The sequence below is a fragment of the Streptococcus mitis SK564 genome (genome assembly GCF_000148525.1).
Taxonomy (GTDB): Bacteria; Bacillota; Bacilli; order Lactobacillales; family Streptococcaceae; genus Streptococcus; species Streptococcus mitis_H.
This window is the reverse complement of the sequence record NZ_AEDU01000008.1, coordinates 66,783-93,185: the sequence shown is the minus strand read 5'-3', so window position 1 is coordinate 93,185 and position 26,403 is coordinate 66,783. Positions and strand designations below refer to the sequence as shown.

Below are 26,403 nucleotides of genomic sequence, written 5' to 3'. Positions count from 1 at the left end.
TGTCGGCTAATAGAAAGAGAAGAGAATGTTAAAGAAAAATGATATTGTAGAAGTTGAAATTGTTGACTTGACCCATGAAGGCGCAGGAGTTGCCAAGGTGGATGGTTTGGTCTTTTTTGTAGAGAATGCTTTACCGAGTGAAAAAATCCTCATGCGTGTCCTCAAGGTTAATAAAAAGATTGGTTTTGGGAAGGTTGAAGAATACCTTGTCCAGTCACCACACCGTAATCAAGATCTAGATTTGGCTTACCTACGTTCAGGAATCGCGGATTTAGGTCATCTTGCCTATCCAGAACAGCTCAAATTTAAAACCAAGCAAGTTAAGGATAGTCTATACAAGATTGCTGGAATTGCAGATGTAGGGGTTGCTGAAACGCTTGGCATGGAAAATCCAGTCAAGTATCGCAACAAGGCACAGGTGCCTGTTCGTCGAGTAAATGGTGTCTTGGAAACTGGGTTTTTCCGTAAGAATTCCCACGATCTCATGCCACTGGAAGATTTCTTTATCCAAGATCCTGTGATTGATGAGGTAGTAGTAGGCCTACGTGACTTGCTCCGCCGTTATGATTTGAAACCTTATGATGAAAAGGAGCAGTCTGGCTTGATTCGAAATCTTGTGGTGCGTCGTGGGCACTATTCAGGGCAAATCATGGTCATTTTGGTGACAACTCGTCCCAAAGTTTTTCGTGTTGACCAATTGATTGAACAACTAATCAAGCAGTTTCCAGAGATTGTGTCTGTTATGCAAAATATCAATGACCAGAACACTAATGCTATTTTTGGTAAGGAATGGAGCACACTTTATGGACAAGACTTTATCACTGACCAGATGTTGGGAAATGACTACCAAATCGCTGGCCCCGCTTTTTACCAAGTCAATACTGAAATGGCAGAGAAGCTTTATCAAACAGCCATTGACTTTGCTGAATTAAAAGAAGATGATGTGGTCATTGATGCCTATTCTGGTATCGGAACGATTGGCCTCTCTGTTGCGAAACACGTCAAGGAAGTTTATGGTGTTGAAGTCATTCCAGAAGCGGTTGAGAATAGCAAGAAAAATGCCCAACTGAACCATATTTCAAACGCCCACTATGTCTGTGATACAGCCGAAAATGCCATGAAGAATTGGCTCAAGGAAGGAATTCAACCAAGTCTTATCCTAGTGGACCCACCAAGAAAAGGACTCATCGAGAGCTTTATCAAAGCTAGTACCCAAACAGGAGCAGACCGCATCGCCTATATCTCCTGCAATGTCGCAACCATGGCGCGTGATATCAAACTCTACCAAGAATTGGGATATGAATTGAAGAAAGTCCAGCCGGTTGACTTATTCCCTCAAACTCATCATGTTGAGGCGGTATCACTGCTCTTCCGATCTGAGACAGTCGAAAAGTAGAAGGGGATGGTATTGGTATCAATCAATGAGTAACAAAGTAACAGCATGATTCGAAACATTTGCTTGTAATTTGCGGAGGAACATCAATATGGATGAAATAACAAATGATTCTATAAAAACGGCTAAACTAATGAAACAATTATGGCCCCAATTGACCGATAAAGAAGCTATTGATGAAGTAAAAAAATATACGAATGGCAAAAATACTGCAATCTTTACTGAAGTTGAAGGTGACACAATTGTAGGTCTAGCACTATGTTCACTCAGATTTGATTATGTTGAAGGTTGTGAATATAGTCCTGTTGGATTCTTAGAAGGGATTATTGTCGACGAGGAATATCGTTTAAAGGATATTGCTAAAAATCTCTGTACAAAATGTGAGGAATGGGCGAAAAATAAAGGATGTAAGGAATTTGCAAGTGACTGTACTTTAACGAATACCGATTCTATAGGATTTCATATCAATATTGGATTTCAGGAGGCAAATAGAATTATTCATTTTAAGAAAAAATTATAATTTCAGAAAGTGGCCAACATTTATGTATCTTTAGAAAGTGTGAAAGATTGGACGAACAAATTTTTTTGATGGGTGGGAATCCCCCAATAATGAAATATAGCATTGTTGATAAAATTGTATTATCAAGCAAGATTAAAAGAATTATTATTTTTACAGTTTTTCGAGAAAATTGGGAACCGTACATGAAAAAGTACACGGAAGTTTTTCAAAGTCATTTTCCTAATTTAAACGTTGATTACTTGCTTCTGGACACTGAGCAGATTGATTTTGATAGCTATCTAGATGCTGATCTAATTATCATCGGTGGTGGAAATACGGAAAAATATATAGCTACTTATGTCAATCAGGAGTTCAAAAATTATATCGAGCTTATGCTGAAAAAAGGGGCGAAAGTTATAGGATTTTCTGCAGGAGCCTTATTATTAGGAGAGAAAGTCTATATCTCATCTAATGATAATTCAGATCATCAGATAAAGATAAAAAATGGATTAGGACTATTTAGTCAGTTTTTAATTAGTGTCCATTATGATTCATGGAATGATAAAGCTAATAAAGATAGCGCTGAAAAACTTGTTAATGTTCCCATAATTCCACTAAATGACCATTCCTGTCTTGTCTTGGATAAATCTGGGAACATTATTGATAAAATTGACTAGTTTTAATCATACGAATCTGAATCTACGAAACTAAAGTATTGATGAAATGAATAACGAAAAGCCTTGATTGTAAGGCTTTTTGTATTGAGGTGGGGAAGTATTATAGTGAGAGTTCAAGTTGAGTGTATTGATGTGACAGCTTGATAGGCTGTCATTCTATTTTCATAAACCCTAGGGAGTACGTGTTTGTTTTCATTGAAAAGGAGTTTTAGAGGAAGAAACATAGTTAACAGACATGAATAAATTATTGAAATGCTTCTATTACTACCAATATTTTCTGTTCCGAATGTGGTTCAGCATAAGGAACTGAGGTAGATTTATAAGAAACTATGACTGGGAAGTTGCAGTCTTTTTAGGAGTTTAATGGTATAATGAGATTATAAATGTGGATATTGTTTAAATTCTCTGGAGGACGCATAATGTTGAATTTAGTAAAAGGTCACCAAGTTAGCTTGGTAGAAAACCTGTTTGAATCATTTACAAAGTTAACTGAACATCATTTGATGGCGAATGTACACGCAGAAAAAATATTAGAGGTTTTTCAACACTTTATTGCGATTCATGATGAGCCCTTGTTTTTTATTTTGGAATTGCCTGTCAGTATTGATAGAGAAAAAGTGATAGAAAAGAATATTATCAAGGAATCTCATAAGGATGTTTATTATATTGATGGTTGTTCAAGAGAGGAATGCCTAGCACTGTTGATTAGATACGGTGATTTACTTGTTAATGATGGACTAAGTAAGTTTGGATTTGGTGGGCATAAAAGTCATGATGAGATCATGCTTGATAGCTATAATGTTGTGACAATTTATAGTAAAGAACTATCGAAATTTAATGACTTTTTTGAACCTCATAATATTCAATTTGTAGAAGAACTAGTGACAGCTTGGGGAACTTTTTCTAAGACTTCACCAGGAATCTCTGAAATCTATGAAAGTAATGGAAAAACTGTTTATGATTTGCCTGTAGAATTAGCTGAATGGGGAATATACTTAGTTGAAACTCGAACCGAATAGGCATAACTATAGGTTAGAAATAGGATATTTCAGTTCCTCTAATACTCCAAATTTAACTTTAGTCAATTTGTAGAAGGAAAAGCAAGATGTAAGCACATATCGAGGTTTTGGGACTACTGGAGAAAAAGATATAGTCTACCGTTTCAGGGTTTACAAAAGGCTTGATATTAAGCCTTTTTTGAATTTTGAGTGAAGTATAAATCTAACAGTCTGAGTTGAGATAGTATTATTGATAGCAGTAATGTCTGAAATTTATTTCCACATACTCAGTGGAGGTTCAAAATGTTCCTGCATGTGAGGTGTCTGTGGGAATAGTTTTGGCCCCCCTTTTTTATTTTCAGATATCACTATGATGGTTTGTGGAACTATTTTTCTTATATGGTAGGATAGGTATCAGAGTGAGTAGAATACCCTATAGGTATGTGTTTGTTTCCATAGACTAGGAGGTAATGGGAATAAACATACCCACCTAGCTATGGGGATTTCTCATAGCTTTTTTACTTTCTTCCTTGACAATTGAGCAACTGTTCAACTATAATGGTAATAGTTGAACAGTTGCTCAACTATTATCGATTATTGAGGTATAAGATGTCATTTTTTTCATCTCTATCACCAGTAATGCAAGCTTTATTAGCTGGCTTATTCACCTGTTTTGTACCATTATCGGTGCTAGTTTGGTCTTTTTTGTCAAAACCATTCATCAAAAATTCATGGATATGATGATGGGCTTGGCAGCGGGTATTATGACGGCAGCTGCAGTCTGGTCTTTGCTTGTCCTTTCATTTGGCTATAGCCAGTCAATGGCTGCAAACAGATTTTACTGGTTGCCGACGGCTGTTGGTTTTTATTGTCGGGGGCTTAATTATCCGCTTTATTGATTATTTGGTTCCCCACCTGCATTTGAATCAACAGATGAGTGATAAGGAAGGGATTTTGAATCCCCAAAGACCCTTATCAAAGACCATGCTGCTTTATCTGGCGGTAGTGATTCATAATATACCAGAGGGCTTAGCAGTTGGTGTGGCAAATGCCACAACTGGACTTTCCTTTACGTGGATGAGTGCCCTTGGATTAGCCTTGTGAATTGGTATCCAAAATATTCCAGAAGGCTCTGCCTTGTCCTTGCCGCTACGGGCAGAAGGGCGAAGTAGGAAATCAGCTTTCTACTATGGCGCCATGTCAGCGATTGTTGAGCCGATTGCAGTTGTTTTAGGGGCCTATGCTGTTATGTCTATGCCCCAGCTACTATCTTATGCTCTCTCATTTGCGGCAGGAGCCATGATTTATGTTGTAGTGGAAAAACTTGTGCCAGGTGCTCAAGAACACAAGAATACCGATATTGCAACAGGTGAGTTTATGGACGGATTTCTAATTATGATGTTACTTGATACAACTTTAGGATAGGAGGAATACAAAATATGTCACAGTGTTTAACAGCTTGTAATCCAGATTTAATTCAAGGGGTCCATGAGACGGAGTTTGATACCGTTACATTGCTAAATATGTCCAATTTTTTTAAGGCGATTTCTGATCCAACTCGTTTGCGGATTTTACAAGCAGTACGGCAAAAAACAATTTGTGTCGGAGACTTAGCGATTGCGTTACAGATGACCAAATCTGCTATTTCTCACCAACTACGCTATCTGCGGGACTGCCAATTGGTCAAGGGGGAGAAAAAAGGAAAGATGACCTATTATGAACTTGCGGATAATCATGTCGCATCAGTCTTGTCTTTGACACTGAAGCATTTGAAGGAGGAAAAACATGAAGAAAGAGTATGTACTTCGGGGAATTGACTGTGGCAATTGTGCTGCTAAGATTGAACGTGCTGTCAATCAATTGGAGCAGGTAGAATCTGCCACTGTCAATCTGATAGCTCAAAAGCTGACTTTGGAAACAAAAAGCGAAGATGGGATAGATAAGGAAATTATTGACTTAGTAGATGCTATTGAACCTGGAATCGAAGTGATCAGTGAGAAAAAGGAAGAGGCACTTCCAGAAAAACGAGATTGGGCGAAAGAGCTGCTACTTGCTGTTACGATTCTATTTGCCTTCGGCTTTTTCCTGCCAGAGGAGTATTTCTGGATTCGTCTGGTCTATTATCTGACCCTATATATCATTATCGGTCATAAGGTTCTTATCAAGATGGTTCAAAATATTCAACGTGGCAATATTTTTGATGAAAACTTTTTGATGAGTATCGCGACCTTAGGAGCCTTTCTCTTGGGAGAATTTCCAGAGGCAGTAGCCGTCATGCTTTTTTATCAGATTGGGGAGTATTTCCAAGACAAGGCCACCTCTCAATCTCGTCAGTCCATTGCACAATTGATGGATATTCGGTCGGTTAAGGCTTGGAGACTAGAGGGGGGAGAAGCCGTTCAAGTAGACCCTGAAACAGTAAGGGTTGCGGACCATATTTTAGTTAAGCCTGGGGAGAAGGTGCCCCTAGATGGTCTGGTCAGAAAAGGTCGTTCTATTCTGGATACGTCAGCCTTGACAGGAGAATCACTGCCTAGGGAAATTGGCGTTGGTGAGGACATTACAAGTGGTGTGATCAATTTGACTAGTCCATTGGTAATTGAAGTGAGAAAGACTTTTTCGCAATCAACGGTCAACAAAATTTTGGAATTAGTTGAAAATGCAAGCAATAAAAAAGCGGAGACGGAACGGATGATCACACGTTTTTCGCGTGTGTATACACCAGTGGTTGTCGGAATCGCTTTTCTGCTTGCAAGCCTGCCTCCCTTGCTTGGTTTAGGGGAGTGGTCGACTTGGCTTTATCGGGCACTTACCTTTTTAGTCATTTCTTGCCCTTGTGCTCTTGCGGTTTCGGTACCAATGAGTTTCTTTGGCGGGCTAGGGGGAGCATCTAAATTAGGTGTCTTAGTGAAAGGTGGAAATTATTTAGAGGCTCTTGCCAAGTTGGATACGGTCGTATTTGATAAGACGGGGACAATTACAAAAGGTATCTTTGCGGTAGATACCGTTGTCAACGCAGAAGGTATCGAGGATAATATTCTGTACCTCGCTGCCCATTTGGAAAGCTATTCCAATCATCCAATCGCAAACTCGATTCGAACAGCCTATGGACAGGAAGTGGACGAGAATAGGGTGAGTCAGATTACCGAGCTACCAGGGCAGGGCATGTCCGGTAGGATAGATGGCAGACAGCTCTATCTTGGGAATGCTAGATTAATGGAAGTTCAAGGGATTGCTTATCCAGCTATTGACAGCACAGGAACAGTTCTCTATTTGGCAGAGGACAGTCACTTTTTAGGCTATTTCCTTATCACAGACCAAGTGAAGGAGACGAGCATCGAGGCCTTGAAGGATTTACAGGCGGTCGGAATTAAAAAAACGGTTCTCCTTTCAGGTGATCGTCAGGCAGTGGTTGATGAATTTGCACAGCAATTTGCCTTCAATGATGCATTTGGAGATTGCTTGCCTCAGGATAAGGTGAGTACATTTGAGGAAATTCTGACTCAGTCTCAGCAGGCTGTTGCCTTTGTTGGAGATGGAGTGAATGATGCACCGGTTCTTGCTAGGGCAGATGTTGGTATTGCTATGGGAGGGCTAGGTTCGGACGCAGCCATTGAATCAGCAGATGTTGTACTGATGGATGATGACCTTGGAAAACTTCCTCAAGTCATTCGACTGGCTAAAAAGACAGTCAGAATAGCTCGGCAAAACATGACCTTGGCTATTGTAGTTAAACTAATTTTCTTGGTTCTAAGTGGATTGGGAATTTCTAATATGTGGGAGGCAATCTTTGCAGATGTTGGTGTAACGCTACTGGCAGTATGGAATGCATTGAGGACCTTGAGGATAGATACCTCCACTTTGTCAAAGTAAGTGAACAAACAGAGCGATATACAAGTTTTTGTATAATCGCTTTTTTAAACTATGATATGGGCTTTAACGATTTTAACCTAAATCTAGTAACCGTTGAACGTGCATCAATAGAACACACTATGACCATCAACAAGAACTACGTTACTTTCATTAAGGGTATTTTCTGGTAAATTTCAAAAATAAAACCTTGATTTTGCGCCATTTCTTTTTTTCCTTCCCGAAGGCGCGGGAGTACACCCCTTTTGTTAAGGATTTATCCCTTTTTAAATAAAAATAATACAAGTAGGACACTTCTAAAAGTGATCTACTTTTTTTAAATATTTTCATTCTAAAGTTTAATTTTAAACAACAACTCTATCACTTTCGTTATATAATATAGATGTTGACTAACTCCACATGTTGAGGCGGTAAGTTTGCTAGTCAAGGAGTAAAACGACGAAGATTAGCATTTACTTCCGCCCATGCGATAGCTGTCCGTGATTGACAAGTGCTAGCACGCAGACAGAACGGAGATAGCGAACCGCTGAGTGTGTCGCTCTGCTCGTAAAAGCTTAGAAACCTTTGAACGAAAGGGATAATGAAAGCCTTGATTGCAAGGCTTTTTGCTTTATGGTGGGTAAGTATCAGAGTGAGAAAATTTTTGGAATGAGTAGAAGTGATAGCTAGAAATTATCAGTTTCTATTTCCATTTACCCTGTGGGTACGTGTTTGTTTCCATTGACAAGGAGTTTGTGGGAATAGAAATGTACCCACCTTGTTTGAATCAAGTGAAGTGTAGTTGAAGGAAATCTGTTGAAAGCAATACTTCATTTTACCGAATAAGTAATAATTTAGGCAACTTCAAATCGATTAAAAAAAACTATTTTAAAGGTTAAGAGTAGACAAAAATTGTCCACTCTTTTTTGCAAACTCAATTTATCAATAAATGAAATGAGGGAATGTAAAATGAAATATTTTGAGGTTGAGTTAGAAAATCCTGATGAATTTTTAAAACTACAAACAGAAGATTTTGTGAAAGCTAATCGCTTGCTACTAAGGAAGATAATCCAGAGCGTTACAGTCTATGAAGAAAACTTCGTCATATCCTTTAAATCTGGCATCGAATTGGAAGTATGAGTCTCATTCCATAACTTTTATATTGAACATATCATCTTGTTGTGTTATACTATAAATTGATATAAACAAAGATGTAGGAGGAACCGAAACTATGACAGCCTCAATGCGGTTACACCACTTTTAGTACCAGAAGAACAGCTAACGAAATGCGCAGGCTATAGTCAGTCTTTGCAGTCTATAAGCTATATTGTTAGTCCGGCAGTTGCAGCACTCTTATACTCCGTTTGGGATTTAAATGCTATTATTGCCATCGACGTATTGGGTGCTGTGATTGCATCTATTACGGTAGCAATTGTACGTATACCTAAGCTGGGTAATCAAGTGCAAAGTTTAGAACCAAATTTCATAAGGGAGATGAAAGAAGGAGTTGTGGTTCTGAGACAAAACAAAGGATTGTTTGCCTTATTACTCTTAGGAACACTATATACTTTTGTTTATATGCCAATCAATGCACTATTTCCTTTAATAAGCATGGAACACTTTAATGGAACGCCTGTGCATATTTCTATTACGGAAATTTCCTTTGCATTTGGGATGCTAGCAGGAGGCTTATTATTAGGAAGATTAGGGGGCTTCGAAAAGCATGTATTACTAATAACAAGTTCATTTTTTATAATGGGGACCAGTTTAGCCGTTTCGGGAATACTTCCTCCAAATGGATTTGTAATATTCGTAGTTTGCTGTGCAATAATGGGGCTTTCGGTGCCATTTTATAGCGGTGTGCAAACAGCTCTTTTTCAGGAGAAAATTAAGCCTGAATATTTAGGACGTGTATTTTCTTTGATCGGAAGTATCATGTCACTTGTTATGCCAATTGGGTTAATTCTTTCTGGATTCTTTGCTGATAAAATCGGTGTAAATCATTGGTTTTTACTATCAGGTATTTTAATTATTGGCATTGCTATAGTTTGCCAAATGATAACTGAGGTTAGAAAATTAGATTTAAAATAAACAATATTGGAGGAATATTTATGTATCTTATTTTCATGTAACTCTTCCTGCTAAAATCGCAGGGTTTTCCCTGCATACAAGCAAATGAAAGCATGCGATTATAGACAGGAGGAAATGTTATGGAATTAATATTAAAAGCAAAAGACATTCGTGTGGAATTCAAAGGACGCGATGTTTTAGATATAAATGAATTAGAAGTATATGATTATGACCGTATTGGTTTAGTAGGAGCAAATGGTGCTGGAAAAAGCACTTTACTCAGGGTACTTTTAGGAGAATTAACTCCCCCAGGATGTAAAATGAATCGTCTGGGTGAACTTGCCTATATTCCCCAGTTGGACGAAGTAACTCTGCAGGAGGAAAAAGATTTTGCACTTGTAGGCAAGCTAGGTGTTGAGCAATTAAATATACAGACTATGAGCGGTGGTGAAGAAACAAGGCTTAAAATAGCACAGGCCTTATCGGCACAGGTTCATGGTATTTTAGCGGATGAACCTACGAGCCATTTAGACCGTGAAGGAATTGATTTTCTAATAGGACAGCTAAAATATTTTACAGGTGCACTGTTAGTTATTAGCCATGACCGCTATTTTCTTGATGAAATAGTAGATAAAATATGGGAACTGAAAGATGGCAAAATCACTGAGTATTGGGGAAACTATTCTGATTATCTTCGTCAGAAAGAGGAAGAACGTAAGAGCCAAGCTGCAGAATACGAACAATTTATTGCGGAACGTGCCCGATTGGAAAGGGCTGCGGAGGAAAAGCGAAAACAGGCTCGTAAAATAGAACAGAAGGCAAAAGGTTCTTCAAAGAAAAAAAGTACTGAAGACGGAGGGCGTTTAGCTCATCAAAAATCAATAGGAAGTAAGGAAAAAAAGATGTATAATGCTGCTAAAACCCTAGAGCACAGGATTGCGGCCTTAGGAAAAGTAGAAGCTCCGGAAGGCATTCGCAGAATTCGTTTCAGGCAAAGTAAAGCATTGGAGCTCCATAATCCATACCCTATAGTCGGTGCAGAAATTAATAAAGTATTTGGGGATAAGGCTCTGTTTGAAAATGCATCTTTTCAAATTCCGTTAGGAGCAAAAGTGGCGTTAACTGGTGGTAATGGAATCGGAAAAACAACTTTAATCCAAATGATCTTAAACCATGAAGAAGGAATTTCTATTTCGCCTAAGGCAAAAATAGGTTACTTTGCACAGAATGGTTACAAGTACAACAGTAATCAGAATGTTATGGAGTTTATGCAGAAGGATTGTGACTACAATATATCAGAAATTCGTTCAGTGCTAGCATCTATGGGGTTCAAACAGAACGATATTGGAAAAAGTTTATCTGTTTTAAGCGGTGGAGAAATTATAAAATTGTTGCTTGCTAAAATGCTCATGGGTAGATATAACATCCTAATAATGGATGAACCCAGTAACTTCCTTGACATACCAAGTTTAGAGGCTTTGGAAATACTAATGAAGGAGTACACCGGAACTATCGTGTTTATCACCCACGATAAACGATTACTCGAAAATGTAGCAGATGTAGTTTATGAAATTAGAGATAAGAAAATAAATCTGAAACATTAAATTTAAGGTAGTCGCTGGTCAGTATAGTCTGTTCTGGTTGGCGACTCCATTGTTAAAGAGTATAAAGACTTTAGATTTTATGAATATTAAAAATAGGAACAGTCAATTGAACTGCTCCTATTTTTCTGCTAAATATATTGTAGTTTTCTTATATGTATAATGATAGATTAGCGGATTCTCATCTACGGTACTTACTTCAAATATGAAGAAGTGATCGCGGTTATCTCTGGACTTTTCCTTATTGAGGACAAAGTAATTCTTACGTGAAGTCGCCATTGTTTTTAGGATATCATCAGTTAGGAAGGTCAATGGAATATTCATGTTAGAGTAGCGGTAGAAGTCACGTTCAAAATCTTGGTAGCTCTCGCTATAATAGTCCATTTGTAGGTGATTACGCTGAAACTCAAGCTGATTCATAGAGCACCTCCTCGACAAGTTCAATACTAATAATGTCTTTTAATTTCAAATTGATGTGACCTGTTGTAGTTTTTATCAAAATGAAATCTTTGGTCAGACTTGGTATTGTTCCAGTGTAGGAAACACGCTTGTTTTTTTCAATCACTTGAATGCGTGTGCGTAGCTGCCCGGCGTATACTTGACTGAGGAGTAATAATTTCTTCTCTAGTGATAAGTCAGACATGTACGTTACTTTGTTTGTATCATCAGAGAGTGCTGATGCATGTTCAGATAGGAAAAAGCCCATCCATTTTTGCATCTTTGTATCCTGGTACTCTCTTGCTGATTGAAATGGTAAATATGAACGGTCAATCATATCAAATCCTTTCTATGCAGAGGCAAGGGTATTTTTATCAAATTGAATCGTAAAACCTTGAATTCCCCCACCTGTGTAACATTCTTTAAAGCGATTGATTACCTCAGTATAGATTATCACAGATGAGCTTGTTGGCTTAATGCTAAATGTAAATTCCAATGGTAATCGGTTTTCAGATTTAGCATGTACTAGTCGTATCGATATTTCAGTTGTTTTGAGTTTTCTCTGACGAAGTTTTGAAGTTGCTGTTTCAACGATTCCATGTAAAAATCTTTCAAGCATTTCAATATCATTACATCCTTTGCTACGGATTTCTGAAAATTGTACTGTATTTTTTTCTTGTTTCATTTTAATCCCTCCAATCCACCCGTGGAATGACCACCGATAAGTTTACTGCGTTCAATATTTCTGGAACCTTCAGTTAGGACGGTTCCTTTTTGTATGGCTAAAAAACCAAACTGTTCTCTGACAACATCAATAGCTGTCTGAAGTCTATTATCTTTTTCAATTTGTTCTACATCATCAAAGAGTGATAGTAGAGTATAGCTTTCATCTACGAAGCCACTATAAGATACACCAATTTGTCTCACTGCACCAGAGGTGTATTTTTTCGGAATAATACAAGTACATGACTCACCATTGTTTTGGGGAGATTTGCGGGTTCAATTTTATTCTGAGCATTTATAGATTTTTTCATCTCAGTCCTAGAATAGCCAATATGAATAGAAACGACAGTAGTCAATACTAGGGCTACTGTTCCGTTCCACAGTATCATTTAAAAATCATTTTCACACCCTTTCGTCTATTAGTATAGAAGAAAGCTCTCAGCACACGTTGAGGCGGTATCACTGCTTGTACGAGCTGAGGCATCAGCGTAGTAGAAGGAGATGTTCCGCCCATGCGATAGATGTCGTAGAGTAAGGAGTTTACGACGAAACGATACGGCAACAGCGAACCGCCGAGTGTGTTGCTCTGCTCGTAAAAGCCTAGAAAGCTTGGTATGAATTAATAATGAAAAGCCTTGATTGTAAGGCTTTTTTTGTGTTTTTGTGATAGAATATAGGTAGTTATAATCGACAGCAACTAAGAAGCAGTAAAAAAATATTATTCATAGAATAATCAGGATTAGGAAGATAAAATGACAGAAATTGACAAAAAGAATTTAAAAAATTATCTTTATTGTACATTTGGAATTACTTATATAGCTTGGGGGATTCTTGCCATCTTTACGCAATCTCATATCTTTGGATTAGAAACAATTATAGGAAGAACATTACATATAGTAGGTGCACTTGGACCAGCTATTGCTAGTGGCTTTTATTTGAAAAGGAATAATATAAAATTTAAACATTTTGTATTTAATAAAAGAAAAAATAGTAGTATTTATTTCATTATTCATTTGTTAGCAATTTTGATACTATTTTCTGTATCTTCCTTAGAATTAAATGGAGTATCCATTTATCTAATGCCACTATTCTTTATTCAATTAATTTTTTTTGGTGGTGGACATGAAGAATTAGGATGGAGAGGAATATTACAACCATTACTTGATAAAAAATATACATATTGGCAATCTAATTTGATTGTAGGATCAATTTGGGGGATTTGGCATCTACCTTTATGGTTTATAGTTGGAGAAAGTCATCAAGGATTTCCTTTTATTTTATTTTTTATATATACATTATTTTTAAGTTTTGTTTTAGGGCTTCTTTACCGTCAAACGAAATCTGTGGGATACTGTATATTATTTCATGCGTTCGCAAATTTGTTAAATCTCTATTTTGTGTTAAAAATTAATGTTATTTTTATTATCATTTTTATTGCTTATTTAATTTATACAATATTGGCTAGTAATAGAATTAGTAAGGAAACAACATTTTAAAATTTAGATCAGGATATCCTTTATTGAAAGTAACGAGTGGTCTATCTAGATAATCAATGTTAGAGATTTTCTGTTTGATGAGGCATCACTGCTTGTACGAGCTGATTGAACAAGTATTTATCTAGTAATAGTTCTACAGTAAGGAGTTTTAATATGAAATTCCATGAATTTGGTGATAATAATTTGCCTTCTATCTTGCTGATACATGGCGGTGGCAGTTCTTGGTGGAATTATCTTCGCCAAGCACGGATCTTATCAGAAGAATACCGTGTTATTTTACCTACTTTGAATGGTCACGGAGAGGAATATAAACTTGATTATGTTTCTACGGAAGATTCTGCTTTGGAGATCCTAGACTATATCAAAGAACACTGTGGCGGGAAGTTGTTTGCGATTGGTGGTGTTTCACTTGGTGGTCAAATTGCTATGGAGCTTTTGTCCTTAGATAGCGAAATTGCTGAGAAGACCATCATAGACGGAAGTCTCTGTATTCCTCAACCAAGCTTAGCTAAAGTCAGCATTTTTCTGATACGTCTATTTGGCAAACTGATGTTTAGTAAATTCTCTTGTAAACTTCAGTTAAGCATGATGAACAAACTCTATCCTAAACTGGCTTATCCAGAGGAAATAAAAGCTTATTATTTGGAGGATCTGCCAAGGACGCCTATCAAAACATTGGTTACCATTTACAAAACCTATATGGGGCATTACAAGCTAAAGGATACGATTTCTGCTAATAAGGCACAGGTTCTTTATATTTATGGTGAAAAAGAATTGAACTGTGTGAAAGCATCAGCGAAATTATTTCAACAACTACATCCAAACACGATCTTGTATGAAGCTAAGGGCTATAACCACGGCTATTTATCAGCTTATCTACCTCAAGAGTGGATTGATTTGGTGGTACCATTTTTAAAGTGTGATTCATTGGAAATGTGTAATAAATCTGATATATCATAAGGAGGAATCTGATGCTAGGAGCAATAGTTGGAGACATTGTAGGTTCGGTTTATGAATGGGACAACATTAAAACGAAAGACTTTCCATTATTTCGTGATGATTGTTTTTTCACAGATGATACGGTTATGACCTGTGCCGTTGCAGAGGCGATTATGAATGGGGGACAAAAAGACGACTTCATTGATGCTATGAAGAAATATGGTAGAATGTATCCTGATGCTGATTATGGTGCTCGGTTTAATGCATGGCTAAAGAGCGATAACCGTGATCCTTATAATAGCTTTGGGAATGGATCAGCTATGCGTGTTTCTCCATGTGCTTGGGTCATGGACTGTGATGTCTATGAGAGAACCGGTACGTGGCCATCGTCTAGAGGACTTGCGAGTCTTTCTGCAGAGGTAACTCATAATCATCCAGAAGGTGTCAAAGGCGCTATGGCTACAGCTGATGCTATCTTTCTGAGTCGTTTTTACTTTGGTGGTTATTGTAGAGAATACGAGCAACCAATTAACGACAATCCTACAGAGTGTAAAAGACGGATTAAGGATTATATAGAGAAGACATACGGCTACAATCTATCTCAAACTTTAGATGAAATCCGCCCTAACTATCGTTTTAACGAAACATGTCAAGAAACTGTCCCTCAAGCCATTATTGCCTTTCTTGAGAGTAGAGACTTCGAAGATGCGATAAGAAATGCCATCTCACTTGGTGGCGATAGTGATACACTTGCTGCAATAACTGGCAGCATAGCAGAGGCAGCTTACGGTATCCCTGGTTGGATAAAGGATAAAGCATTTTCTTACTTGGATGAACCCTTAAAGGCTGTAGTTATGCGATGGGAAAATAGAATAAAATCATATTAATTTCCAGTACGTCATATTTCTCTTTTCTATATTTTCATTGTATAATGAGGGTATAGTTAGATGCGTATGATGAAATATAACCATTTCTATCGAATATTAAGGAGAAATTAATGAAAAAAGCAATGGTAATTATCAACCCTACTTCTGGTGGGGAAAAGGCTTTGGATTATAAAGAAAAACTGGAGAATAAAGCCAAAGAATACTTTGAGCACGTGGAAACCAAAATTACTGAAAAAGCGCTTGATGCAACACATTTTGCTGAAGAAGCGTCTCGTGAGAAGTACGATGCAGTGGTTGTGTTTGGTGGTGATGGGACTGTAAATGAAGTCATTTCCGGTATTGCTGAAAGAGACTACATTCCTAAGTTAGGGATTATCCCTGGTGGGACGGGTAACCTCATTACAAAACTGTTGGAAATTAATCAAGACATCGATGGCGCGATTGATGAACTCGATTTTAATCTAACCAATAAGATTGATATCGGAAAAGCGAATAACAATTATTTTGGTTATATCTTTAGTATCGGTTCTCTTCCTGAAGCGATTCACAATGTTGAAATCGAGGACAAGACAAAATTCGGTATTTTAGCCTATGCTGTAAATACCATGAAGTCTGTCATGACGGATCAGGTCTTTAACATTAAGGTTGAGACAGAAAATGGAAATTATGTTGGTGAAGCTAGCCATGTTTTGGTTCTCTTGACAAATTACTTCGCTGATAAGAAAATCTTTGAAGAAAACAAAGACGGCTATGCCAATATTTTGATTTTAAAAGATGCGTCTCTATTCTCCAAATTATCAGTCATTCCTGATTTATTGAAAGGGGATGTTGTCGCAAATGATAATATTGAGTATATAAGAGCGCGTAATATTAAGATTTCTTCAGATAGTGAATTGGAGTCAGATGTTGACGGCGATAAATCGGATAACCTACCTGTAGAAATCAAAGTCCTAGCTCAGCGAGTAGAAGTATTTTCAAAACCGAAAGAGTAGAAGGTAAAAATTAGTTTATTATTCACAACGAAATTAAGTTCTATATCAACGATTGGAGGAGGAATGAATTCTCTATTTGATGAATTTCAAACAATTTGTTCTCATTTAAACCAAGTCGGAATCACTCCGACGCTCATGGGGTCTTTGGGGTTTGAATACCGATCAAATGAAGAATGGGGGCCGTCTGACATTGACATTCATGTGCCTGGTGACCCTAGAGGTTGGGAAGCACCTGATCATCTCAGAATTTATGAGTGGGACAAGATAATGAAAGTGATGAAACACTTAGATTATGCCTTAATAGATATTCATGAGCATGAATTCCAAAAAGATGGTCTGAGTGTTGAATTCGGAAGTATCAATTCTTTACCTGATTTTGCAGGAGTTTCGGAATCGGATATAGAATTGATTCATCTCGAAAACATCACTTTTCGCATTCCAAATCTAGAACAGTTTTTAAGTATTTACAAGGCTTCTTCCCAAGATTCTTATCGAAATGAGCACAATAACAATAAGGATTTTAAAAAAATTGAGTGGCTGGAAAGACATTTGTAAATCATCATTTGGAAAGTAGCAAGTTGTAAGACTGGCTGCTTTTTTATTTATAGAATCAAACCATTCGAAACTATGGACAAACCTTGCAAATAAAATACGAAAGTAGTATACTAGAATCACAATTATGAAAACGTTTGCGTAAAATTTGAATTAGAACTTAAGGAGACAAATTGATGGAATTAAGCGCTATTTACCATAGGCCTGAGTCGGAGTATGCCTATCTTTACAGAGATAAGAAACTCCATATTCGGATTCGAACTAAGAAAAGGGACATTGAAAGCATTAACTTGCATTACGGGGACCCTTTTATCTTTATGGAGGAGTTTTATCAGGATACAAAGCAAATGGCCAAGATAACTTCTGATGCCTTATTTGACTATTGGCAGGTTGAAGTGTCCGTCGACTTTGCACGTATCCAGTATCTCTTTGAACTCAAGGATACAAAAGGTCAAAGTATTTTGTATGGTGATAAAGGGTGTGTGGACAATTCTCTAGAAAATATTCATGCTATTGGAAATGGATTTAAGTTGCCCTATCTTCATGAGATTGATGCATGCCAGGTTCCTGACTGGGTTTCAAATACGGTATGGTATCAGATATTTCCTGAGAGATTTGCTAATGGAAATGCTCGATTAAACCCAGATGGGACTTTAGACTGGGATTCCTCTATCACACCCCAGAGTGATGATTTCTTTGGTGGTGATTTACAGGGGATTATTGACCATCTGGATTACTTGCAAGACTTGGGAATTACTGGGCTTTATCTTTGTCCTATCTTTGAATCTACGAGCAATCATAAATACAATACGGCGGATTACTTTGAAATTGACCGTCATTTTGGAGACAAGGAGACCTTTCGGGAACTGGTGAAGCAAGCGCATCAGCGTGGCATGAAAATCATGCTGGATGCTGTATTTAATCATATTGGTTCGCAATCTCCTCAATGGCAAGATGTTGTCAAAAATGGTGAGGAGTCTGCTTATAAGGATTGGTTCCATATCCAACAATTCCCAGTGACGACTGAAAAACTAGCCAATAAGAGGGATTTACCCTATCATGCTTTTTGTTTCGAGGATTATATGCCTAAGCTAAATACGGCCAATTCAGAGGTTAAGGACTATCTTTTAAAGGTTGCGACTTATTGGATTGAAGAGTTTGATATTGATGCTTGGCGTTTGGATGTGGCTAATGAGATTGACCATCAGTTTTGGAAGGATTTTCGCAAGGCAGTTTTAGCTAAAAAGCCTGATCTTTATATTTTAGGAGAAGTCTGGCATACGGCTCAGCCATGGCTAAATGGAGATGAGTTCCATGCTGTCATGAACTATCCGTTATCTGATAGTATCAAGGAGTATTTTTTACGAGGAATTAAGAAGACAGACCAATTCATCGATGAAATCAATAGCCAGTCTATGTATTACAAGCAGCAGATTTCAGAAGTGATGTTTAATCTTCTAGATTCGCATGATACAGAACGTATTTTATGGACGGCAAATGAAGACGTTCAACTTGTCAAATCAGCCCTAGCCTTTCTCTTTTTACAAAAAGGAACACCCTGCATTTATTACGGAACAGAGCTAGCCTTGACCGGAGGACCAGACCCAGATTGTCGACGTTGTATGCCTTGGGAACGCGTATCAAGTGACAATGATATGCTGAATTTCATGAAGAGGCTGATTAAGATTCGCAAATACGCGTCAGCAATCATTTCGCATGGCAAGTATAGCCTTCAAGAAATCAAACCTGATCTAGTAGCTCTGGAATGGATATACGAAGGACGGGTCCTTAAAGCAATCTTTAACCAATCAACAGAAGATTGTATTGTAGAGAAAGAAGCAGTAGCACTAGCAAGCAATTGCCAAGAATTGGAGAATCAGCTTGTCATCTCTTCAAATGGATTTGTGATTTTTCATTAAAGAGCAATTAAGAGTGACAGGAAAATTGTAGTATAGAGAACATTTTACAAACAGACTATTTGTCGTCTTGCTACAATTGGTATATAATTTAAGGTAAAGAAAATAGGAGGATTTATCGAATGGAATTAAAAGATTTTACAGAAAAAGAACAGGAAATGATTAAGAAGGGGCTGACTACGTCTAAGATTAGTGACAAGGAAACTGCTGAGAAGATTCTTGCGCTAGTACCACAAGACTTGATTAAGCGAATCCCGTTTTTTGTCAGAAAACATGCTACGACACGTACGATTAAACGCATTTCAATTGAACACCCTGAACTCTACGCTGCAGCTCAAACAAGTGATGAAATACCAGAAAAAGAACGAGAAGAATTGCGTCAGATTATCACGACTATCTTTGAACAAAAGATGAATAAGCATAGCATTAAGTAATTGGATGAGGACATTTTTTATTGGCGGTCTGGGAAGTAATATCTATCATAGCAAGGATTTTCTTCAAGAACTAGATTCGCAGGTCTGTTTTCTGAATCCATATGAAAAGCATCTTCGAGATGAAACAGAATTGAAATCATGGTTTAAAAAATCGATAGAAGAGGAAGAATCTATCTGTCTGATAGGCCATTCTCTTGGAGGAGATTTGGCTCGTTATCTCGCATCGGAATTTCAAGAAGTGAAGAAATTGATTCTTTTGGATGGGGGCTATCTAGATTTAGATAAGATTTTACCTTTAGATACAGAGTTAGAGGAAACTAAAAATTATATTGAATCTCAAGTCGTCTCGGACTTAAATCTTCTTATTTCCAAAGAAAAATCCGAATCAAAACATTGGTCAGAAAATATGGAGGAAGCTGTAAGACAGTCCTATGACTGGAATGTTGAGTATAATAGATATGGGTTGGCTATAAATTATGAAAATATAGAAGCGATCCTCCGCCTACGGAGGAAAATACAAGCTTTTAAGAGAGAAGTGGGAGATACCTTGTTTATTAGTCCTCGCTATCCTAATGAAGCTACATGGATAGAGGAAGCCCTAAAAGAATTGCCAGACTATTTTGATACTATTCTTCTAGAGAACTTTGGTCATGAGCTTTATACTGAAGCACCTAAAGAAATCGCTAGTCTAATTAATGAGTGGTTCTCTTATTCTCACTAGGATATTGAATAAATCATCATAATTAATATATAGTTGGTTGGAATAAGATATGAACAAATTGATTAGGAATATCAAATTAATTTGGGCTCTTTGTCAACTGTAGTAGGTTGAAGTCAGCTAAAATCTAGAAAGGACACATTTCGTCCTTTCTTTTTTGATATTTGATTCTTTAATGTCGAGTAGTTTTATGATAAAAAGTAATGTTTCCATATGATTTTTTCTATGGAACTTTTTCTACAACAAAATAGGCTTCATAATATCTATAGGGGATTTACCCACTACAAATATTATAGAATCGCTTTTTCTATTCAGGGAGCTTGAAGGGCTATCATCGGACAAAATAGAGAAGGCATGATATAATATAAAGTAGATTTCTATATAATTAAATAAGAACTGTTTGAACACCATTCATTTGAAAACTCTCTATGTTCAAACGATACTAAAATAAAATAGGGGATCTAAACCCTTGCTACGAAAGGAAAAAAACTCAATGGCTACTATTCAATGGTTTCCTGGTCACATGTCTAAAGCGCGTCGACAGGTGCAGGAAAATTTAAAATTTGTTGATTTTGTAACGATTTTGGTGGATGCACGCTTACCTCTATCTAGTCAAAATCCTATGTTGACCAAAATTGTCGGTGACAAACCAAAACTCTTGATTTTAAACAAGGCAGACTTGGCTGACCCAGCAATGACCAAGGAATGGCGTCAGTATTTTGAATCACAAGGAATCCAGACGCTAGCTATCAACTCCAAAGAGCAAGTGACTGTAAAAGTTGTAACCGATGCTGCTAAAAAGCTCATGGCGAATAAGATTGCTCGTCAGAAAGAACGTGGTATCAAGATTGAAACCTTGCGTACCATGATTATTGGAATTCCAAATGCTGGTAAATCCACTCTCATGAACCGTTTAGCTGGTAAGAAAATTGCCGTTGTCGGCAATAAACCAGGGGTTACCAAGGGGCAACAATGGCTCAAAACAAATAAAGACCTTGAAATCTTGGATACACCGGGGATTCTTTGGCCTAAGTTTGAGGATGAAACTGTAGCTCTTAAGTTGGCCTTGACTGGAGCTATCAAAGACCAGTTGCTTCCTATGGATGAGGTAACTATTTTTGGCCTCAATTATTTCAAAGAACATTATCCAGAAAAGCTGGCCGAACGCTTCAAACAAATGAAAATTGAAGAAGAAGCGCCTGTTATTATTATGGACATGACCCGTGCCCTCGGTTTCCGTGATGACTATGACCGTTTTTACAGTCTCTTCGTGAAGGAAGTCCGCGACGGCAAACTCGGTAACTATACCTTAGATACATTGGAAGACCTCGATGGCGACGATTAAAGAAATCAAAGAACTCCTTGAAACGGTCAAGGACCTTGATAGCCCTATTTTTCTAGATCTTGAAAAGGATAATCGCTCTGGAGTTCAAAAGGAAATCAGCAAGCGTAAAAAAGCCATTCAGGCAGAATTGGATGAGGATCTTCGTTTGGAATCCATGCTTTCCTACGAAAAGGAACTTTATAAGCAAGGATTGACCTTAATTGCTGGTGTTGATGAGGTTGGCCGAGGTCCTCTGGCTGGGCCTGTAGTCGCTGCAGCCGTTATCTTACCTAAAAATTGTAAGATTAAAGGTCTCAACGACAGCAAGAAAATTCCTAAAAAGAAACATCTGGAGATTTTCCAAGCCGTTCAGGACCAAGCTTTGTCAATCGGGATTGGTATCATGGATAATCATATCATCGACCAAGTCAATATCTATGAAGCAACCAAACTGGCCATGAAGGAAGCTATCTCCCAGCTCCGTCCGCAACCTGAGCACCTTTTGATAGATGCCATGAAGCTGGAATTGCCAATTTCACAAACCTCCATCATCAAGGGTGATGCTAATTCTCTCTCGATCGCAGCAGCTTCTATAGTAGCCAAGGTGACACGTGATGAATTGATGAAGGAATACGATCAGCAATTTCCTGGCTATGATTTCGCTGCTAATGCAGGATATGGAACAGCTAAACACTTAGAAGGACTGAAAAAACTAGGAGTTACCCCAATTCACAGAACCAGTTTTGAACCTGTTAAATCGCTGGTTTCAGGAAAAAAAGAAAGTTAAGTTAGAAGGAATGATTATGGAGGAACAGTCAGAAACACTCAGTTCCAAGAAAGAATTTGCCTTTGCCTCAAGCACCATATTATCCCAAGTTGGACGAGGAATCATCGTCGGTCTCGTTGTTGGAATTATCGTTGGATCTTTTCGGTTCTTAATCGAAAAAGGCTTCCACCTGATACAAGGACTTTATCAAGATCAAGCGCACCTAGTGCGCAATCTTTTTATCATTGGTCTATTTTATTTAATAGTTTGTTGGCTCAGTGCGAAATTAACTCGGTCAGAAAAAGACATCAAAGGTTCAGGAATTCCTCAAGTCGAAGCTGAATTAAAGGGACTGATGACCCTCAACTGGTGGGGAGTTCTTTGGAAAAAATATATTCTAGGAATTCTTGCTATTGCTAGCGGTCTTATGCTGGGGCGTGAGGGACCCAGTATTCAACTTGGAGCGGTCGGTGGTAAAGGAATTGCCAAATGGCTCAAATCCAGTCCAGTAGAGGAACGTTCCTTGATTGCTAGTGGAGCTGCCGCTGGTTTAGCTGCAGCCTTTAATGCACCGATTGCAGGACTTCTCTTTGTGGTAGAAGAAGTTTATCACCATTTTTCACGATTTTTCTGGGTCTCAACTCTCGCAGCTAGTCTCGTAGCAAACTTTGTCTCTTTGCTCATATTTGGCCTAACACCCGTACTGGATATGCCAGATAATATCCCACTTATGACTCTAGACCAGTATTGGATTTACCTCCTCATGGGAATTTTTCTGGGACTTTCCGGTTTTCTCTATGAGAAAGCTGTACTCAATGTTGGTCGAGTTTATGATTGGCTTGGTCAAAAAATCCGTTTGGATAGAGCATATTATCCAATTCTGGCTTTCATTCTCATCATACCAGTCGGGATCTTCTTACCACAAATCCTTGGTGGTGGAAATCAGCTGGTTCTTTCCCTAACTGAGCAAGATTTTAGTTTCCAAGTTCTATTAGCTTACTTTTTGATTCGCTTTGTTTGGAGCATGATTAGTTATGGAAGTGGCCTTCCAGGTGGAATTTTCCTACCAATTCTGGCGCTTGGTTCATTGCTTGGAGCCCTAGTTGGTGTCATTTGTGTCAATCTTGGACTTGTCAGTCAAGAGCAATTCCCTATATTTGTCATTCTGGGAATGAGTGGCTATTTTGGAGCAATATCTAAGGCACCCTTAACTGCTATGATACTCGTAACTGAGATGGTAGGAGATATTCGCAACCTCATGCCACTTGGCTTAGTGACCTTAGTTGCCTACATCGTCATGGATTTGCTCAAGGGTGCTCCAGTCTATGAGGCCATGCTTGAAAAAATGCTACCAGAAGAAGCAACAGACGAAGGAGAAGTCACCCTCATTGAAATTCCTGTATCAGACAAAATTGCTGGAAAACAAGTACACGAACTCAACTTACCACATAATATCCTCATCACAACTCAAGTCCATAATGGCAAGAGCCAAACCGTTAACGGTTCAACCAGAATGTATCTCGGTGATATGATTCACCTAGTTATTCCAAAAAGTGAAATTGGGGAAGTCAAGGATTTGTTATTGTAGGATTTTTTACATAATTTATATTATGTAAAAATAAGCTTCTTAATTAAATATATTAGAAAACCGATTCTCAGCAATGGAATCGGTTATTTTTTAAGACTCTTTTTTAATATACTATTTCCTCCAAAATCATTGAAATTATAGCTTGAATTTGATATGATGGTCTTATGGATAAAAGTAGAGCAAAGCGTGAGAATCACGATAAGATAAGAATGAGTCTAATAGCCCTAGTAGCTATCTTTTCAGTAAGTATTTGTGTCCTTGGTTCAATAATTGGATACAAAATATACACAAAACAAAGTTTTGAACAAAAGATTGAATCGCTCAAAAAAGAGAAAGATGATCAATTGAGTGAGGGAAATCAGAAGGATCATTTTCGTAAGGGACAAGCAGAAGTAATTGCCTATTATCCTCTCCAAGGGGAGCAAGTGATTTCATCTGTAAAAGAAATCATGACACAGGATATTAAGGAAAATCTGGAAGACAAAGAAAATCTGGTTTTTTATTATACGGAGAAACAGGATGCGACTTTAAAAGGGATTGTCAACCGAAGTGTGATGAAACAAGTCTATGATTTAACTTCGTCAAAAGTTGAAGAGACTGAAAAAACTAGTCTAGCGAAAGTGCATTTGACAGAAGACGGTAAACCTTTTACCCTTGATCAACTATTTTCAGATGCTAGTAAGGCTAAAGAGAAGTTGTTAAAAGAACTGACTTCTTTCTTACAGGATAAGAAATTAGAACAAGAAAAGATTGATCAGATTGTTAAAGGATTCTCTGACCAAGACTTGTCTGCATGGAATTTTGATTATAAGGATAGTCAGATTATTCTTTATCCAAGTCAGTCAGTTGAAAATCTAGACGAGATTGCCTTGCCAGTATCTAGTTTTTTTGAACTTATTCAGTCCTCTTATTTATTAGATAAGGATGCAGAGCTATATAAGGCTTATTATGAAAAGAAAAATCGTAAAGTAGTGGCCTTGACTTTTGATGATGGACCAAATCCTGCGACGACAAATCAAGCATTAGATACTCTTTCTAAGTATGGTATCAAGGCAACTTTCTTTGTTTTAGGTAAGAATGTTTCTGGCAATGAAGAGATTTTGAAACGCATGAAAGCAGATGGTCATGTCATTGGAAACCATAGTTGGAGCCATCCAGTTCTCTCAAAACTTTCGCTTGATGAAGCCAAAAAACAAATTACTGATACGGAGGATGCGCTAACTAAGGTGCTGGGTTCTAGTTCAAAACTCATGCGTCCGCCTTATGGAGCCATTACAGATGACATTCGCAATAGCTTAGATTTGAGCTTTATTATGTGGGATGTAGATAGTCTGGACTGGAAGAGTAAAAATGAAGCATCTATTTTGACAGAAATTCAGCGTGAAGTCAAGAATGGTTCTATTATTCTCATGCATGATATCCATGCTGAGACGGTAAATGCTCTACCGAAGGTTATTGACTACTTGAAAGGGCAAGGTTATGACTTTGTAACAATTCCAGATTTGTTAGATACTCGTCTTAAAGCTCACCAGCTTTATTATGACCGTGATCAATAATACACAAAATCTAAAGAGATAAGTTTTCTTTGAGAATTTGTTTCTTTGGATTTTCTTCACATAGAAAGGAAAAATAATGAAATCTTATACTTTAAATAATAGCGTTCCAATTCCAGTTCTAGGATTTGGAACATGGAAATCTGAAAATGGAGAGATTGCCTATCAAGCTGTCCTAGAGGCTTTAAAGGCAGGTTATCGCCATATCGATACGGCAGCTATCTATAAAAATGAAGAAAGCGTTGGTCGTGCTATTCAAGATAGTGGAGTACCGCGTGAGGAAATTTTTGTAACCAGTAAATTGTGGAATACAAATCACAACTATGAGCAAGCTCGTCAGGCTTTTGAAGAGTCTTTAGAGAAGCTGGGTTTGGAATATTTGGATTTGTATTTGATTCATTGGCCAAATCCAAAACCACTCAGAGAAAGTAACCACTGGAAAATCCGAAATTCAGAAGTTTGGAGAGCGATGGAGGATCTTTACCTAGAAGGCAAAATCCGTGCTATCGGTGTTAGTAATTTTCTTCCTCATCATTTGAATGCCTTGCTTGAAACAGCAAAAATTCTTCCAGCGGTCAATCAAGTTCGTTTGGCTCCAGGTGTGTATCAAGAGGAAGTCGTAGATTACTGTCGAGAAAAAGGAATCTTATTGGAAGCTTGGGGCCCTTTTGGTCAGGGAGAACTGTTTGATAGCAAGCAAGTGCAAGAAATCGCGGTAAATCACGGAAAATCGGTTGCTCAGATAGCCTTGGCCTGGAGCTTGGCAGAAGGATTTTTACCGCTTCCGAAATCTGTCACAGCGTCTCGTATTCAGGCTAATCTTGATTGCTTTGGAATTGAATTGAGTCGTGAGGAGAGAGAGACTTTAAAAACAATTGCTGTTCAGTCTGGTGCTCCACGAGTTGATGATATGGATTTCTAGAAAATCATAAAAAGAATTGTACATTGTTCTAATTTTTGATATAATAGTCAGCAGGAAAGAAAGTCTTA

At 37.7% G+C, this 26,403-nt stretch carries 25 protein-coding genes and 2 pseudogenes; 23 read left to right on the top strand and 4 right to left on the bottom strand.

From position 1 onward, the window contains the following. Positions 1-25 precede the first annotated feature (25 nt). The 10 genes and pseudogenes from rlmD to msr(D) all read left to right on the top strand — a co-directional run bounded on the left by rlmD (position 26) and on the right by msr(D) (position 11,090). Positions 26-1,396 carry a 23S rRNA (uracil(1939)-C(5))-methyltransferase RlmD gene (gene rlmD / locus SMSK564_RS05980; protein WP_000914555.1) on the top strand — a complete coding sequence of 457 codons (1,371 nt, stop codon included), beginning with the start codon at positions 26-28 and terminating at the stop codon, positions 1,394-1,396. 88 nt (positions 1,397-1,484) lie between these two features. Then, complete coding sequence (gene aac(6') / locus SMSK564_RS05975) at positions 1,485-1,913, top strand: aminoglycoside 6'-N-acetyltransferase (RefSeq protein WP_000343536.1); 429 nt, start codon at positions 1,485-1,487, stop codon at positions 1,911-1,913. Between the two features lie 47 nt (positions 1,914-1,960). Then, the gene (locus SMSK564_RS05970) at positions 1,961-2,569 is read left to right on the top strand and encodes a Type 1 glutamine amidotransferase-like domain-containing protein (protein WP_000344265.1); all 609 of its coding nucleotides are present in this window, start codon (positions 1,961-1,963) and stop codon (positions 2,567-2,569) included. 419 nt (positions 2,570-2,988) lie between these two features. Further along, positions 2,989-3,588 (top strand): hypothetical protein, encoded by a 600-nt coding sequence (locus tag SMSK564_RS05965; RefSeq protein ID WP_000933555.1) that lies wholly within the window; start codon positions 2,989-2,991, stop codon positions 3,586-3,588. A 588-nt stretch (positions 3,589-4,176) separates the two neighbouring features. Beyond that, positions 4,177-4,992: pseudogene (locus SMSK564_RS13610) on the top strand (ZIP family metal transporter). A gap of 14 nt (positions 4,993-5,006) precedes the next feature. Beyond that, the gene (locus SMSK564_RS05950) at positions 5,007-5,384 is read left to right on the top strand and encodes an ArsR/SmtB family transcription factor (protein WP_000076060.1); all 378 of its coding nucleotides are present in this window, start codon (positions 5,007-5,009) and stop codon (positions 5,382-5,384) included. Beyond that, positions 5,353-7,440 carry a heavy metal translocating P-type ATPase gene (locus SMSK564_RS05945; RefSeq protein ID WP_000712649.1) on the top strand — a complete coding sequence of 696 codons (2,088 nt, stop codon included), beginning with the start codon at positions 5,353-5,355 and terminating at the stop codon, positions 7,438-7,440. Before SMSK564_RS05950 ends, SMSK564_RS05945 begins: the two co-directional genes overlap by 32 nt. 945 nt (positions 7,441-8,385) lie before the next feature. Further along, the gene (locus SMSK564_RS05940) at positions 8,386-8,556 is read left to right on the top strand and encodes a hypothetical protein (protein WP_000873143.1); all 171 of its coding nucleotides are present in this window, start codon (positions 8,386-8,388) and stop codon (positions 8,554-8,556) included. A gap of 96 nt (positions 8,557-8,652) precedes the next feature. Next, positions 8,653-9,507: pseudogene (locus SMSK564_RS05935) on the top strand (MFS transporter); the annotation flags it as partial. A gap of 119 nt (positions 9,508-9,626) precedes the next feature. Continuing rightward, positions 9,627-11,090 carry an ABC-F type ribosomal protection protein Msr(D) gene (msr(D), locus tag SMSK564_RS05930; protein ID WP_000420313.1) on the top strand — a complete coding sequence of 488 codons (1,464 nt, stop codon included), beginning with the start codon at positions 9,627-9,629 and terminating at the stop codon, positions 11,088-11,090. A 117-nt stretch (positions 11,091-11,207) separates the two neighbouring features. Here the strand turns inward: msr(D) and SMSK564_RS05925 are convergent, their stop codons facing one another. From SMSK564_RS05925 to SMSK564_RS05910, 4 genes are read right to left on the bottom strand one after another with little or no spacing between them, the layout of a single operon-like run. Beyond that, positions 11,208-11,507: a DUF5960 family protein gene (locus SMSK564_RS05925; RefSeq protein ID WP_001072467.1), complete on the bottom strand. Its 300-nt coding sequence runs from the start codon at positions 11,505-11,507 to the stop codon at positions 11,208-11,210. Beyond that, a complete protein-coding gene (locus SMSK564_RS05920) occupies positions 11,494-11,862 on the bottom strand; it encodes a hypothetical protein (protein ID WP_000567222.1) in 369 nt (122 codons plus the stop codon). Before SMSK564_RS05920 ends, SMSK564_RS05925 begins: the two co-directional genes overlap by 14 nt. A gap of 12 nt (positions 11,863-11,874) precedes the next feature. Next, complete coding sequence (locus SMSK564_RS05915; RefSeq protein WP_000806926.1) at positions 11,875-12,210, bottom strand: DinB/UmuC family translesion DNA polymerase; 336 nt, start codon at positions 12,208-12,210, stop codon at positions 11,875-11,877. After that, the gene (locus SMSK564_RS05910) at positions 12,207-12,452 is read right to left on the bottom strand and encodes a hypothetical protein (protein ID WP_004236330.1); all 246 of its coding nucleotides are present in this window, start codon (positions 12,450-12,452) and stop codon (positions 12,207-12,209) included. Before SMSK564_RS05910 ends, SMSK564_RS05915 begins: the two co-directional genes overlap by 4 nt. A 548-nt stretch (positions 12,453-13,000) precedes the next feature. Here SMSK564_RS05910 and SMSK564_RS05905 point away from each other — a divergent pair. From SMSK564_RS05905 to SMSK564_RS05850, 13 genes are all read left to right on the top strand, one after another. Further along, the gene (locus tag SMSK564_RS05905) at positions 13,001-13,744 is read left to right on the top strand and encodes a CPBP family intramembrane glutamic endopeptidase (RefSeq protein WP_000134969.1); all 744 of its coding nucleotides are present in this window, start codon (positions 13,001-13,003) and stop codon (positions 13,742-13,744) included. A 153-nt stretch (positions 13,745-13,897) separates the two neighbouring features. Beyond that, a complete protein-coding gene (locus tag SMSK564_RS05900) occupies positions 13,898-14,704 on the top strand; it encodes an alpha/beta fold hydrolase (RefSeq protein WP_000668473.1) in 807 nt (268 codons plus the stop codon). Positions 14,705-14,715: 11 nt separating this feature from the next. Beyond that, positions 14,716-15,570, top strand: a complete 855-nt coding sequence (locus SMSK564_RS05895) for an ADP-ribosylglycohydrolase family protein (RefSeq protein WP_000900066.1) — start codon at positions 14,716-14,718, stop codon at positions 15,568-15,570. A 110-nt stretch (positions 15,571-15,680) separates the two neighbouring features. Beyond that, complete coding sequence (locus SMSK564_RS05890) at positions 15,681-16,562, top strand: diacylglycerol/lipid kinase family protein (protein WP_000710104.1); 882 nt, start codon at positions 15,681-15,683, stop codon at positions 16,560-16,562. A gap of 63 nt (positions 16,563-16,625) precedes the next feature. Next, the gene (locus SMSK564_RS05885) at positions 16,626-17,117 is read left to right on the top strand and encodes a hypothetical protein (protein ID WP_001086567.1); all 492 of its coding nucleotides are present in this window, start codon (positions 16,626-16,628) and stop codon (positions 17,115-17,117) included. A gap of 173 nt (positions 17,118-17,290) precedes the next feature. Beyond that, positions 17,291-19,033: a glycoside hydrolase family 13 protein gene (locus tag SMSK564_RS05880; RefSeq protein WP_000423475.1), complete on the top strand. Its 1,743-nt coding sequence runs from the start codon at positions 17,291-17,293 to the stop codon at positions 19,031-19,033. Positions 19,034-19,152: 119 nt separating this feature from the next. Further along, positions 19,153-19,464, top strand: a complete 312-nt coding sequence (locus SMSK564_RS05875) for a hypothetical protein (protein ID WP_000420555.1) — start codon at positions 19,153-19,155, stop codon at positions 19,462-19,464. 4 nt (positions 19,465-19,468) lie between these two features. Further along, positions 19,469-20,185, top strand: coding sequence for an alpha/beta hydrolase family protein (locus SMSK564_RS05870; RefSeq protein WP_001258705.1), 717 nt, complete (start codon positions 19,469-19,471; stop codon positions 20,183-20,185). A gap of 490 nt (positions 20,186-20,675) precedes the next feature. Further along, a complete protein-coding gene (ylqF, locus tag SMSK564_RS05865) occupies positions 20,676-21,527 on the top strand; it encodes a ribosome biogenesis GTPase YlqF (protein ID WP_000201326.1) in 852 nt (283 codons plus the stop codon). Next, entirely contained in the window at positions 21,514-22,293 is a 780-nt protein-coding gene (locus SMSK564_RS0102135; protein WP_000201113.1) for a ribonuclease HII, read from the top strand. Before ylqF ends, SMSK564_RS0102135 begins: the two co-directional genes overlap by 14 nt. Before the next feature lie 16 nt (positions 22,294-22,309). Continuing rightward, entirely contained in the window at positions 22,310-23,860 is a 1,551-nt protein-coding gene (locus SMSK564_RS05860; RefSeq protein ID WP_000392571.1) for a ClC family H(+)/Cl(-) exchange transporter, read from the top strand. 164 nt (positions 23,861-24,024) lie between these two features. Then, positions 24,025-25,416, top strand: coding sequence for a peptidoglycan-N-acetylglucosamine deacetylase PgdA (gene pgdA / locus SMSK564_RS05855; RefSeq protein ID WP_050540730.1), 1,392 nt, complete (start codon positions 24,025-24,027; stop codon positions 25,414-25,416). A 76-nt stretch (positions 25,417-25,492) separates the two neighbouring features. After that, positions 25,493-26,335, top strand: coding sequence for an aldo/keto reductase (locus SMSK564_RS05850; protein WP_000844585.1), 843 nt, complete (start codon positions 25,493-25,495; stop codon positions 26,333-26,335). Positions 26,336-26,403 lie beyond the last annotated feature (68 nt).